This window comes from Paenibacillus glacialis (assembly GCF_001637205.1).
GTDB lineage: Bacteria > Bacillota > Bacilli > Paenibacillales > Paenibacillaceae > Paenibacillus_AQ > Paenibacillus_AQ glacialis.
The window spans coordinates 440709-454331 of record NZ_LVJH01000002.1; the positions used below are offsets into that span (position 1 = coordinate 440709).

9 protein-coding genes are annotated in these 13623 nt (G+C 40.9%); 3 read left to right on the plus strand and 6 right to left on the minus strand.

Annotated features, from left to right (window positions below):
• Positions 1-124: 124 nt before the first annotated feature.
• The gene (locus PGLA_RS02475) at positions 125-490 is read left to right on the plus strand and encodes a helix-turn-helix domain-containing protein (protein WP_068528140.1); all 366 of its coding nucleotides are present in this window, start codon (positions 125-127) and stop codon (positions 488-490) included.
• Positions 491-580: 90 nt separating this feature from the next.
• Here the strand turns inward: PGLA_RS02475 and PGLA_RS27815 are convergent, their stop codons facing one another.
• From PGLA_RS27815 to PGLA_RS02490, 4 genes are all read right to left on the minus strand, one after another.
• Positions 581-727, minus strand: coding sequence for a hypothetical protein (locus tag PGLA_RS27815; protein WP_161487826.1), 147 nt, complete (start codon positions 725-727; stop codon positions 581-583).
• Positions 728-972: 245 nt separating this feature from the next.
• Positions 973-5571, minus strand: a complete 4599-nt coding sequence (gene gltB, locus PGLA_RS02480) for a glutamate synthase large subunit (RefSeq protein WP_068528143.1) — start codon at positions 5569-5571, stop codon at positions 973-975.
• A 342-nt stretch (positions 5572-5913) separates the two neighbouring features.
• Entirely contained in the window at positions 5914-8256 is a 2343-nt protein-coding gene (locus tag PGLA_RS02485; protein WP_068528146.1) for a YhgE/Pip domain-containing protein, read from the minus strand.
• A 145-nt stretch (positions 8257-8401) separates the two neighbouring features.
• Entirely contained in the window at positions 8402-8995 is a 594-nt protein-coding gene (locus tag PGLA_RS02490) for a TetR/AcrR family transcriptional regulator (protein ID WP_068528149.1), read from the minus strand.
• Positions 8996-9314: 319 nt separating this feature from the next.
• On the opposite strand from PGLA_RS02490, the gene PGLA_RS02495 reads away from it, so the two are divergent.
• Positions 9315-10475: an MGDG synthase family glycosyltransferase gene (locus PGLA_RS02495; protein ID WP_068528152.1), complete on the plus strand. Its 1161-nt coding sequence runs from the start codon at positions 9315-9317 to the stop codon at positions 10473-10475.
• A 199-nt stretch (positions 10476-10674) separates the two neighbouring features.
• Here PGLA_RS02495 and PGLA_RS02500 read toward each other — a convergent pair whose 3' ends face one another.
• Together PGLA_RS02500 and thpR are read right to left on the minus strand one after the other, a co-directional pair.
• A complete protein-coding gene (locus tag PGLA_RS02500; RefSeq protein ID WP_068528155.1) occupies positions 10675-11463 on the minus strand; it encodes a cell wall hydrolase in 789 nt (262 codons plus the stop codon).
• A gap of 86 nt (positions 11464-11549) precedes the next feature.
• Positions 11550-12131: an RNA 2',3'-cyclic phosphodiesterase gene (gene thpR, locus PGLA_RS02505; RefSeq protein ID WP_068528158.1), complete on the minus strand. Its 582-nt coding sequence runs from the start codon at positions 12129-12131 to the stop codon at positions 11550-11552.
• Between the two features lie 457 nt (positions 12132-12588).
• On the opposite strand from thpR, the gene PGLA_RS02510 reads away from it, so the two are divergent.
• Positions 12589-13560: a D-2-hydroxyacid dehydrogenase gene (locus PGLA_RS02510; RefSeq protein WP_068528161.1), complete on the plus strand. Its 972-nt coding sequence runs from the start codon at positions 12589-12591 to the stop codon at positions 13558-13560.
• The last annotated feature ends 63 nt before the right edge of the window (positions 13561-13623 follow it).

The window sequence follows — 13623 nt, forward strand, 5'->3', positions numbered from 1 at the left end:
TATACTTCCAATTTACGATACAAACTGTATCGTGTCAAGCATAAAGATAATTTTGACATCTTTTTTTGTTGCACATTTATTAACTGAACTGACAGATCTAGATAGTAGACAAGGAGGATACTACATGAATCACGGGAATCGTATAGCAGAATTACGTGAGGTACGTGGATGGACACAAGAAGAGCTCTCCCACTCAATTGGTATTACGAGAGCTTCCCTTTCCCATTACGAGAAAAATCGGCGTAAGCCTGATTTTGAGATATTAACCAAACTGGCAGATGTGTTCGATGTCTCTATTGATTTCCTCATAGGTCGAACCACCCACCGGGAAGTCGTTATGGATGAAGATGTAAGAAACTTTGTGGATGATTTAGAACTATCTGATAAGAAGCTCTTGGAACGCTTTAATCTTACGATTGATGGCCGTAGCCTAACGGAAGAAGAAGCGAAACGATTTATTGCTTTTGTTCGGATGGAACGAATGATTTAATAGATTCCTCACTATCAAAAATACCTTAGTCTCCAAAGTGTTTCTTTTGGAGACTAAGGTATTTTTATTTTCATCATTTTTACAGATACATTATTTCGATTGCACTCTTATGTAGTCGTTCCATCTTTCGGGATGAATACCGCATTGTTGCATAATTTTAAGAATGTCCACATTTTCCTTATCCGGCAACTCACGATTTGGCCGGGTTTCAGTACCTAATTCTTTTGTTTCCTTCATCGAAGATAACCTCACTCTATTTTTCTTTGTTAATATTCATCCCGCACAACTACTTTGCTTGTTCTATAGTATTATATATTAGCTCTTTTTTTTATGTTGTCGTCTTATGGAATTTTTTTATAATATTAGGGTTCTTATTTTGTCGAAAAAAAACTTACTTACAAGGCCCTCCAATAGTGCCAAGTAAGTAAGTCCTATTCACAATCCGTTATACATTTTCTAGAGTTCAATAATGATAGTTACAATTAGTTCCCACCGGAACGTGCAAGTTCACGCATATTTGCTTCGAATGCTGCTAGAAGTGCAACTTCACCCGTCAATCCACTCGCATGAACCTTCTCGATCTGCTGCGTCATCTTTTTATAGTCTTTCGGAATAACGCGTACGAACCTACCCAGACTCTCTGTCCAATGATCTAATACCCATTGTCCTATCGTACTTTGTGTATGGGATACATGACTCCGAATCATCCCGCGTAGATCTTCCACCTCTGCTGTGTCTTCTACACGTTCAAGTAATACCATTTCTAAATTACAGCGATCAATAAATGACCCATCATGGTCGTATACATAAGCAATACCACCTGACATCCCCGCTGCAAAGTTACGTCCAGTTTCACCAAGTACAACGACACGTCCACCCGTCATATACTCACAGCCATGATCGCCCACACCTTCTACGACCACTTTAACGCCAGAGTTACGTACAGCGAATCTCTCACCCGCGATCCCACGAATATAAGCCTCACCACTAGTTGCACCATAGAATGCTGTATTACCGATAATAATGTTCTCTTCAGCTTTAAACGTAGACTTCGCCGAAGGCTTCACAATCAATTTACCTCCAGAGAGACCTTTACCAACGTAATCATTCGAGTCGCCTTCTACGATTAAGGTTACGCCCTTCGGCACAAATGCTCCAAAACTTTGGCCTGCTGTTCCTAAGAATGTAAATTGGATAGAATCATCTAGTAGACCAGAAGCTCCATATTTACGTGTAATTTCACTTCCCAATATCGTTCCAACTGCGCGATTAACATTGGTAATCGGAAGAATACCTTGTACTGCAGTTCCGTTCTCCAAAGCTGGTGCAGCAAGATCTAACAACTGCTGAATATCTAGTGTTTCATCTAATCCATGGTTCTGCTGTTTACTATTAAATCGAGTACTACCTTCTGGCAATGTAGGGGAATGGAGTAGAACAGACAAATCTATTCCTTCCTTCTTCCAATGACCGGTTGCTTTAACAGCATCCAGACAATCTGTACGGCCAACCATCTCTTGGATTGTACGGAAGCCAAGACCTGCCATGATCTCACGTAGATCTTGAGCTACGAAGGTCATAAAGTTAACGACATGTGCAGGGTCTCCTGTGAAATTCTTACGTAAATCTGGGTTCTGCGTAGCGACCCCAACTGGACATGTATCCATTTGACATACACGCATCATAATACAACCAAGAGCTACCAACGGTGCTGTAGCGAATCCGTATTCTTCTGCTCCTAAGAGCACAGCAACAGCTAAATCGCGTCCATTTAGCATTTTACCGTCTGTTTCAAGAACAACACGATCACGTAAATTATTGAGAATAAGTGTCTGATGTGTCTCTGCAAGTCCAAGCTCCCACGGGAGTCCAGCATGACGAATTGAACCTTGTGGAGATGCACCGGTCCCTCCATCATATCCACTAACAAGGATAATATCCGCACGTCCTTTAGCAACACCTGCAGCAATCGTTCCGACACCAACTTCAGATACCAACTTCACATTAATGTTCGCACGAGGGTTAGCATTCTTTAGATCATAGATTAATTCAGCTAAATCTTCGATCGAGTAAATGTCATGATGGGGAGGTGGAGAAATCAGGCCTACACCTGGTGTCGATCCACGAACTTCCGCTACCCAAGGATATACCTTACGACCTGGAAGCTGTCCGCCTTCTCCTGGCTTAGCTCCTTGAGCCATCTTAATCTGAATCTCATCCGCATTAACAAGATAATTGGACGTTACACCGAATCGTCCTGATGCAACCTGTTTTATAGCACTACGACGAGAATCTCCATTCGTATCTGGAATATAACGAGCCGGATCCTCTCCGCCTTCTCCCGTGTTGCTCTTTCCACCGATACGATTCATCGCAATGGCCAAACTTTCATGCGCTTCTTTACTAATCGAACCGAATGACATTGCCCCTGTCTTGAAACGTTTCATGATAGACTCTACCGATTCCACTTCATCAATAGATATTGCATCACCTACGGGCTTCAACTCGAGCAGTGAACGAATGGTCATACGCTGTTCATTCTCACCTTGAACTAAATGCGCGTATTTTTTATAAAGACCGTAATCATTCGTACGAACGGATTGTTGTAACAAATGTATGGTCTGAGGATTGAATAGATGCTCTTCTCCATCTTTACGCCATTGATATTCCCCACCAGAATCTAGTTCTTTATCATTGCCATCTTTATCCGTAAATGCACGATTATGATGGATTAGTGTCTCTTTAGCTACCTCTTCTAGACCGATACCCTCGATCCGTGAAGGTGTCCGTGTAAAGTACTTATCTACAAACTCCGAATTCAATCCGACGGCTTCAAAGATCTGTGCACCGCGATAAGATTGAATCGTCGAGATACCCATTTTGGATAATACCTTAACGACACTCTTCGTTGCAGCTTTTATATAATTCTTCACAGCTTTCTCATGTGAAATGCCACGTAACATCCCTTGCCCGATCATATCATCCAAGCTCTCGAATGCAAGATATGGATTAACAGCGCTGACACCATATCCTAATAGGAGCGCGTAATGATGTACTTCACGAGGCTCACCGGATTCCAATAGAATACTAACCATCGTCCGCGTACCTTGGCGGATCAGATGATGATGCAGACAAGATACCGCAAGGAGTGCCGGAAGTGCTGCATTATCTTTGTCGACACCTCGGTCGGAAAGAATAAGAATATTATGACCTTTATCAATAACACGATCTGCCGCTTGGCATAGTACCTCTAGTGCCTCACGCATACCTTCTGCTCCATCAGCAGCAGCAAAAAGAGTCGGGATGGTCATTGATTTGAATCCTGGACGGTGCACATGACGGATCTTCCCGAAATCTTCATTCGATAATACCGGTGTATCTAGACGTATCTGACGACAACTCTCCGGTTCTGGATGTAACATGTTGCGTTCCGGTCCAATCGTTGTTCCAGTAGCTGTAATGATCTCTTCACGAATTGCATCAATAGGAGGGTTCGTTACTTGCGCAAACATTTGTTTGAAATAATTATACAGACGTTGAGGGCGTTCCGAGAATACAGCCAATGGGGCATCGTAACCCATCGAGGCAATCGCCTCAGCTCCTGTGGAAGCCATGGGTTCTAGAACTTTACGTAGCTCTTCAAAAGTATAGCCAAAAGACTGCTGTAATTGCTGAACATTATCATGCTTAGGATTCGGAAGCTCTGGTGCATCTGGTAATTCATCCAGATTAATCAAGTGCTCATCCAACCACGCACGATAAGGTTTCTCTGTAGCAATTTCAGCTTTCACTTCCTCATCAGAAATAATTCTCCCTTGCTTCGTATCTACCAACAACATACGTCCTGGACGTAACCGATCTTTGTAGAGAATATCTTCTGCTGGAATCTCTAATACGCCTGCTTCAGACGATAGTACGATCAGATCATTCTTCGTTACATAATATCGAGCTGGGCGCAGTCCGTTTCGATCGAGAATAGCACCAATCTGAATACCATCGGAGAAGCCCATTGCTGCTGGTCCATCCCAAGGCTCCATAAGCGTACTGTGATATTCATAGAATGCTTTTCTTGTATCATCCATGGTCTCGTGGTTATTCCAAGGTTCAGGCACCATCATCATGGCTACATGCGGTAGCGAGCGTCCGCTCAAATATAAGAACTCAAACGTATTATCAAACATAGCCGTATCTGAACCGTCGGGATTGATAACAGGTTTCACTTTCTCCAGATCATCACCGAATACTTCGCTTGCAAAAAGGGACTGTCGTGCATGCATCCAATTCACATTACCACGAAGTGTATTAATCTCTCCGTTGTGAATCATATAACGATAAGGGTGAGCGCGTTCCCAACTCGGGAACGTATTTGTACTGAATCGAGAATGGATAAGTGCGATGGCTGATTCAAACGATTCATCCTGTAGATCCACATAAAATTGACCAACTTGAATCGTCGTTAACATACCCTTATATACAATTTTGCGGCAAGAAATACTGGTAAGATAGAAACTTTCTCCTTCTTCAATACCACTATAACGAGTAACTAACTCGATTCGCCTTCCAATCACATACAGCTTTCGTTCAAATGCCATCTCATCTTGTAACGCACTATTCCGTTCAATAAACACCTGACGTACAAAGGGTTTGGCCTCCTTTGCAGATTTGCCAAGCGTATCATCTACTGTGGGTACATCACGGAAACCCAGACAAATCTGGCCTTCCTCAGCAATAATATCCTTCAGTTTATTCTCATGAGCTTCTCGGATCAACGGATCTTGTGAGAGGAAGATCATCCCTACGCCATAATGACCCGGTTCCGGAAGTTTAAATCCTAATTTTGTTGCTTCTTTCGTGAAAAAACGATGTGGAATTTGCAGCATAATACCAGCTCCGTCGCCGGAATTCGGTTCACTTCCCTGTCCACCACGGTGTTCCATGTTGACCAACATCGTCAAAGCCTGGCTTACAATCTCGTGAGAAGTTATTCCTTTAATATTAGCTACAAATCCCATTCCACATGCATCTTTCTCATGTTGTGGATCGTAGAGTCCCTGTTTCGGTGGGAGTGTTGTATGTCTCATGATTAGCAACCTTTCTATATATAATATGAATTCACAAGTAAACAAAATTGATCGTCTCTAAGCATGAAATATGCAACTTACATTAGAACGTACTAATTTGGTTATGTTATTTTATCACCTTGCTAATCTCTACACCATTTAAACTTTTTTATAATAGTGATAACTATTGTTTTACACAAACGCTTTACTTTACTGAAGCTTTTTTAAATAATTCTGCATAAATTGAGTAGGTTCAATATTCACTTGAATGGTTTTTCAAAAACTGCAGACAACAAAAAAAGGACCTGATCCCAAAGTCAAAATTCAGACTTTTGGGACCATTCCTTTTATAGTATTCCTACATTACAAGCTTAGGCTTTGTTCTTGTAGGAGGTTCTTTGGTTGGCGTATGAAATAAGCGAATGTACCAAGCAGGAAAATACCTGCAAATACAGCTAGAACACCTGAATCAGACCACATAGCACCGAAATTACCGGTAGAAATAACTGCTTTGTATCCTTCTACGCTATAAGTCATCGGGAACCATGGGTTGAGCACTTTCAACCAACCTGGAATCAATTCTTTAGGGAACGTTCCTGCACTTGTTGTAAGTTGTAGAATAAGAATCACAATAACTGCGAAACGTCCTGGTTGATCGAACCAAGTTACAAACGCCTGCACTAAGAACATGAAGGTAAAGCTTGTGAGTAATGTGAATAAGTAGAACAGTGGTACACTTTGAACTTCAAGACCTAATCCATATAGCGTTACCGTTGCTGCAAGAATCGATTGAATGATCCCTATGCTGCAGAATGCAAATGTCCGACTTACAAATTTATTGAAACCTGTAGCATTCGGTACACTAGATTCTCTACTTGGTAATACGATCGTTGAAATAAGCGCCCCTACAAATAATCCTAAGGATAAGAAATATGGAGCAAACCCTGTACCGTAGTTAGGTACTTTGTTTATTTTTTCTTCTTGGACTGTTACTGGCTCAGCAAACATACTATACGTTGCTTCAGTTCCTTTTACTTCTCCTGTTGTATCCGCTGCTTCATTTAATTTAGAAGCAAGCTCATTAGAACCGTCTTTCAACTTCACAAGACCACTTTCTAATTCCCCAGCCCCATCACTTAACTTCTTAGATCCATCAGTAATGGTCCCAACACCGCCGCCTAGTTGACTCATACCACCAGACAATTGTGCTGATCCTGTAGCGATCTTCTCAGCCCCACCTGCCAATTGTTTACTTCCTGTTACAGCATCACCCATCTTGCTACCAAACATTTGAAGACCCTCAGCCAATTTCGTCTGGCCTGATTCTAATTTTGTCGCACCTTGAACAAGCTTCTCTTGTCCTGCATGTAACTCGGTGCTACCTTGTAACAATTGTTGTGCACCTTGATTCAATGCACTTGCACCACCATGAAGTTTCTGTGCACCTTCATGCAGCTGAGTAGCACCTTGTGACAGTTGTGTCTGTCCTTGGTGCAATTGAGTAGCACCTTGAACTAATTGTTGCTGCCCTTGATTCAACTTATCACTACCCTGAGCAACGGCTTGACTCGCTGCTAGCAATTTCTGAACATCTGCGTTAGCTGCAAGTTCAGGGTTAGATTCTGCTAATTGCTTCAACCCTTGAGCTACACCCGCTGAACCAGTCGCTACTTGTTGGCTACCAGTGACAGCATCTTTTAAGCCTTGTTCTAACTTGGCACTCCCGTCTACGGAAGACTCAAGCCCACTTTCCAATTTGGCTGATCCATCGACAGTCGATTGAAGTCCAGCTTCCAGTTGAGCAGTTCCATCCACCGATGATTGTAGACCCGCTACAATTTTAGCACTTCCCTGTTCAGATGATGCTAGACCCTTTTGCAATTGAGTAGTCCCCTGATGGGCTTGCACTGCACCCGTCTCCAACTGTTTCTGTGCTGCTTGTAATTGCGTGAGTCCACCTGCAAGCGATGAAGAACCTTCCTTCAATTGTGTCGCACCTACTCCAAGATCATTAACACCTTGGGTAAGAGGCTGAATTCCATCTTGCAACTTCATAGATCCGTCAACCAACTTAACTAAATTATCTTTCAGTAAAGTGGCGCCTTCGTCCAATTTACCTGCACCTTCATTAATATCGCCAGCTCCATCACCTGCTTCTTTAAAGCCTGTGGAGACCGTTTTAATCTGATCAAATAATGTTTCTGTGTATACTTCAGTTACTTTCGCAGATACTTGTGCTCTGATCCGTTCTACTGCAGTACTACCAATCTGTCCTGCCAAGAAATTATATCCTTCATTAGGCTTAAATATGATTTGAGCAGGTTCTGGTTGCTCATTCAATAACGTCGTAGCTTTAGAAGAGAAATCCTCTGGGATGAGAATAGTCATATAATATTTATTATCGCTCATTCCAGCTTCTGCTTCTTTCATCGACACGAACTCCCATTTGAACCCTTCCGTCGTTTCCAGTTCTTTCATTAAATCATCACCGGCGTGAAGTGACACACCTTCATAATTAGCACCTAGATCCGTGTTAACTACAGCTACAGGCAGATCAACCATTTTGCCATACGGGTCCCAAAAAGCTCCTAAGAACATACCACTATACATAACGGGGATAAACAGAATAGCAATCATACTAACCAACAATTTACGGTCTTTGATGGCCGATCCTGCATCTTTCAAAAATACAGATATTGACTTCATAATCATTTTCTCTCCTTAAAGTTACAAAAATACGATGTGACTATTTTAATCATACGGTCATTTTTCGACCTGGAAAACCTCTCTACGAATTCGATGCCTTTCTCTATTTTCTACGCACCGCTTCCACAGGAAGTTTATTTCTTAATTATTTATTTAATTCTCGTACTTCTGCCAACCCTTCTGAGAGAAACAAGCGAAAGTAATGCTTAATCTGTTCCTTATTCAATGCCTCAGAAGACTTTCTAGATTCTGTAGTTAATGTAATATACAATCTTAATATGACATTCGCAACGATTTGAGGATCACACGGTTTTATTTCTTTGTTATCCAAAGCGATTTTTAATTCCCGCTCCATATACTCCAAAATGACATTCTCTACTTTATCGAGAGCTTCAAGCGCTTGTGGAGTTCCAAAATCCCGCACCTCATGCGATAACTTAATGAATAACTCATGTTCTCTACGAAACTCCAGTAAACGATCAAGAACTCTATATAAGTTATTAAAAAATTCCCTGTCTCGACTAATTTCCCGCTCCGCAATCTTCTTCATATCTAAGATGGCCCCATAGAGTATCTCATCAAAGAGTTCTTCCTTATTCGCAAAGAAAGTGTAGATCGTTCCTTTACCTACGTTAGCTATCTTTGCTACTTGATCCATGGTTGTTGCTTTGTATCCAAATGTTGCAAAGGACTGGGCCGCAGAAGTTAACACTTGCTTACGACGATCCGTCACAGCCATTACATCCCCTCCTTCAATTAATATGTTGTTCATTTTTGGAAAGTGACTGTATTTCACTTACGGTCACTTGGTCATGAAGTATTCTAACATGCTCATATTTAAATATCAACATCAATTTTAAATTTATTATTTTTTAAACAATCCGATTATCTTGTCCATATATACAATAAATCATCCCCGCCCAAAGTCTAGGAACAAAAACCGCCTTCAGTCTATTCCGAAAAGGTTGCATCTGATTTATAATAAATACATAATTACATAACAATGATCTATTTTCTGTAAGTGTAAGTTTTAGAAAGATAAAGAAATAGGTGATCTCATGACAAAAAAGAGAGTATTACTGTTATCCGAAGGATTTGGAACAGGACATACGCAAGCTGCTCATGCCTTGGCCAACGGAATGAAGTTGATTCATCCACATTTACAATGCAGGGTAATTGAGCTTGGTAATTTTTTAAATCCAACTATAGGGCCTTGGATATTATCTGCGTACCGCAAAACGATTAATACATCGCCAGCGATAATAGGTATGTTCTACAGAAATAAATATGACAAATCTTTGAATAGGCTCACTCAACTTGCTCTTCATCGTATTTTTTATACACATGCTGCTCAAGTCATTTCACAGCTCAAACCTGACGTCATTATATGTACTCACCCTATCCCTAACAACGTCATTGCGAGATTAAGAAAACAAGGGATTGATGTTCCACTCATTACACTGATCACCGATTATGATGTTCACGGGGCATGGATTAGTCCGGAAGTCAGTCACTATTTAGCATCCTCACCAGGGGTCAAAAATCTACTGATTGAACGTGGTGTTCAACCCAATAAAATTCAAACCACAGGTATCCCTGTGCATCCCGATTTCTGGAAGATAGGCGATAAAAACCAACTTCGTAAGGAATTGAAGCTAAAAAGCATGCCAACTGTACTAATCATGAGTGGCGGCTGGGGTCTCACACTGAAGCCAGAATTGTTGCGACAGTTAGCTTCATGGGCAGACCGAATCCAGCTCATTTTTTGCACGGGAAGTAATATGAAGCTTCAAGAAAAAATGGAAGAGAATTCGATGTTTGACCACCCAAATATCACAATTCTTGGATATACTCTTGAGATTAACAAACTCATGGATGTGTCTGATCTATTGATTACGAAACCGGGTGGTATGACTTGTACAGAAGGACTCGCTAAAGGAATTCAGATGTTGTTCCACGAAGCCATTCCAGGACAAGAAGAGCAGAATAGCCTTTTCTTTGTAAATCAGGGATTTGCTGAAACGATTCATTCTCCAGACGTTATTGAAAAATGGTTTCACCTAATCACAGATCACTATGAACAGTTTGAAGCTCGTAGACAGCAACCAAAACGAATTGAACCCTACCTACAACCTGATTACTGTGCTCAGACCGTCATAAATATGGTTCTCGATCAACCCTATACCCCGACCGCTTGGACAACAGTAGTTAACCCTTAGGATAAGCAAAATAACTCCCCACTAAACTTAAGTGGGGAGTTATTTTGCTTATAACATCCACACGACTGACCGTTCGAGTGAAAATAACACATAACAAAATACACCTTCGTAGATACTAAAGATTGAGCAAGAACGAAATATAGTTACAATATAAATCAAGGCTCATCAAATAAGGACTAAGAAATTTAAGCCAATCTATCTATTTATAGAATGAATGATTGCCAATCGTTTTACTGAATGTACGCGTGTTGTGAACTGTCAAATCATCAGCTAACTTTAGGGATAGAAAATAATACGTATCATCACTAACTGCCTTATGTCCATTTAAAGCCTCATTAACCGCATGAATGGTATCGTCGCTGGGCTTAACACGATCCAGTCGTCCATTAGCCACAGGGCTGAACTGATATTTCTGATAGATTACTTTATGAATGGTTTTTGGGAAATTGGCTGACCGCAGCCGGTTTAGGACAACATTGGCAACTGCCACTTTGCCTTGGTACGGTTCACCTTCCGCTTCTGCCATCACGATTTTACGGAGCAGAAGCAGTTCTTTATCCGAAACAGTGTATTGCCAAGTCGAATGTTCTTTCTCATTCTGACTTAACATCTGGGTCCGAGTAAAGAATAATGCTTTGGGGGGGTTGAGCCGAGAGTTAACCTCGGTCGATTTGTTTATTTGCTCAACTTTTTCCGTTACCACTTTCTTACTATCAATTGATTTAACCGAAGTGCTAGCCACTTCTTGTTGCTTAGTAACCAATTGTTGATTGTTACCCAAAACATGAAATGGTCTCTCATCTTCTATCGTATACATTAACAAAGGTTTAAAACTATGAATCTCTGTTCCATTGATACCCACCTGTTTGTACAATTTCCCTATAGCTTGTTTTTCTTCTATCTGCAACAGCAGACATATCGCAGAGAAACACACTAGAATAACACCGATCAAGAGTGCAACCCAGCGGTTTTGTCTAATTAAATTCATATTTACCTCCCAAAATTCCGGCACTTCCTTACAATGTCACCGAAAATATAGGTTTTAAATAACCATTCTAGCCATTTTCGAAACATTCATAAGGAAAATTTATCCACTACTTCATACATAGGTTGAGAACCCATCTTAGTGGAGAATAGTACAAATTCACTGATATACCAAGGTGATGACTCCAAGGACGGTATAGACGACAATAATGCTTGTCCTTGAAATGTAGATACCCCTTCGTATTTACGTGCCAAAGTGATATGGGGCCGGTACTCACGTGTTTCCTTTTGAAATCCATGTATTGCTGTATATTCAGTTACTGTTTGCTGGAGACGTTCAAGTAGATCTAGCTGACCTGTAACACTTGCCCACAGCACTCTTGGTGCTTCAGACAAGCCAAAGGTCGACCAAGGTCCAATTCCGAGGGTAAATGGAGCAGCTTGCGATGCACTTTGTCTTAAAGACTCACATAGCGCTGGAATCCTCTCTGACTCTACATCACCTAGAAATTGTAGTGTAATATGATAATCCTCCGGATATGTCCATTTACGAAAAGGTAGATGTTCTTTCCAACCACTACACTGTTCCTCTAACATCCCTCGGAGTGTCTCCGATAATCTTACAGCTACAAACAACCTTTGCGAGTTATCTTTCTTTGGATATGTTCTCATATCATTGGGGCTCCTATGCTATGTTTTTTCCCCGAAACATCCCTAATTCAAGTAATGAACATCAACCATTTAATCAACAAAAGATGACCGTCATTTGTAATTATAGCTGTTTCAGTTCCAATGCTCAAGCGGACTATTTACTTGATGACTATAAAAATCACGGGGTGATAACACTTACATTATCTATCCAATATATTACATTTTCTAATGAAATCCAATAGAGTCAAGGCTTCAGAGTGTTCGTATAATTTAATATTTATCCATTTTTATGTCATCTTTTAGAATATATTGGACTGTTCAAATTATTTTTATTTCTCATTTCTTTTGCTTCTTACGACTATTAATTCCCATAAAATTCTATATTCATCCCGAAAAATACCATATTCCATGCACTCTTAGGTTCAATCTGTTATGCTTTTCAAATCATGTTCATGATCTATTCTAGGAGGTTGAAATCATGCATCAAATCATCAGTCTGCATAAGTTATCACCTCAGCAACTGAAGACAATCCAAGAGATTGCTCCGGGGTACACTGTTACGGTAGGAAAAAGCAAAGATTTGGATCCAGTACTTTTAAGGAAAGCAGAAATATTAATAGGGTGGTCTAAAGTAATCGAACAAGATGTTCTCCGAGTAGACTCTCCATTAAAGTGGATTCAATCTTGGTCTGCTGGGGTAGATAAAATGCCTTTGGATCAATTCTCAGAACAAGGGATCTTATTGACGACTTCGAGTGGCGTACATGCTGTCCCTATTTCGGAATCCATCTTTGCCATGATTTTAGCCTTCTCCCGAGGTATCCAACAATCGATTCTGAACCAACAAGCTAATCAGTGGGACTCAAAGGTAGGACCTGACGGTTCACCCACATTGACAGAATTACGTGGGAAGACCATCGTCATTGTCGGCGTTGGCGAGATCGGAGGTGAGACCGCAAGAATTGCGAAGGCATTTGGTATGAATGTACTCGGCGTAAGACGTTCCGGCAAGTCTGATCCCCACGTTGATACGATGTATACCATGGAATCGTTACACGAAGCGCTACAACAAAGTGATTACATTATTGATATTCTTCCCCTGACCAAGGAGACTTATCATATGTTTGATGAAACGGCATTTATCAGCGTTAAACCAGGTGCTTGCTTCATTAATGTGGGACGTGGGCCTACTGTGAGTACAGATGCTCTTTTGGAAGCGTTGGAAAAAGGAATCATTCGTTACGCTGGTCTGGATGTTTTTGAAGAAGAACCTTTGCCAATAGATCATCCCTTGTGGAGTATGAAACAAGTCATTATAACATCGCATATTTCGGGAAGCACCGAGCATTACGATGAACGTGTCATTGATATTTTTATAGATAATTTAAAGGCTTATATAGAAGGAAAAGATCTCCCGCGAAATCTAGTGAATTACAATTTAAAATACTAAGACCTGAAATTTGAAACATAAGAAGAGCCGAAGGGAGATATCTCCCCTCGGCTCTAAGTATAT

What these genes read in the sequence shown, in the direction of transcription:
- PGLA_RS02510 (WP_068528161.1), top strand. Translation starts at nt 12,589, where the DNA reads ATGCATCAAATCATCAGTCTGCATAAGTTATCACCTCAGCAACTGAAG.
- PGLA_RS02490 (WP_068528149.1), bottom strand. Translation starts at nt 8,995, where the DNA reads ATGGCTGTGACGGATCGTCGTAAGCAAGTGTTAACTTCTGCGGCCCAG.
- PGLA_RS02485 (WP_068528146.1), bottom strand. Translation starts at nt 8,256, where the DNA reads ATGAAGTCAATATCTGTATTTTTGAAAGATGCAGGATCGGCCATCAAA.
- gltB (WP_068528143.1), bottom strand. Translation starts at nt 5,571, where the DNA reads ATGAGACATACAACACTCCCACCGAAACAGGGACTCTACGATCCACAA.
- thpR (WP_068528158.1), bottom strand. Translation starts at nt 12,131, where the DNA reads ATGAGAACATATCCAAAGAAAGATAACTCGCAAAGGTTGTTTGTAGCT.
- PGLA_RS27815 (WP_161487826.1), bottom strand. Translation starts at nt 727, where the DNA reads ATGAAGGAAACAAAAGAATTAGGTACTGAAACCCGGCCAAATCGTGAG.
- PGLA_RS02500 (WP_068528155.1), bottom strand. Translation starts at nt 11,463, where the DNA reads ATGAATTTAATTAGACAAAACCGCTGGGTTGCACTCTTGATCGGTGTT.
- PGLA_RS02495 (WP_068528152.1), top strand. Translation starts at nt 9,315, where the DNA reads ATGACAAAAAAGAGAGTATTACTGTTATCCGAAGGATTTGGAACAGGA.
- PGLA_RS02475 (WP_068528140.1), top strand. Translation starts at nt 125, where the DNA reads ATGAATCACGGGAATCGTATAGCAGAATTACGTGAGGTACGTGGATGG.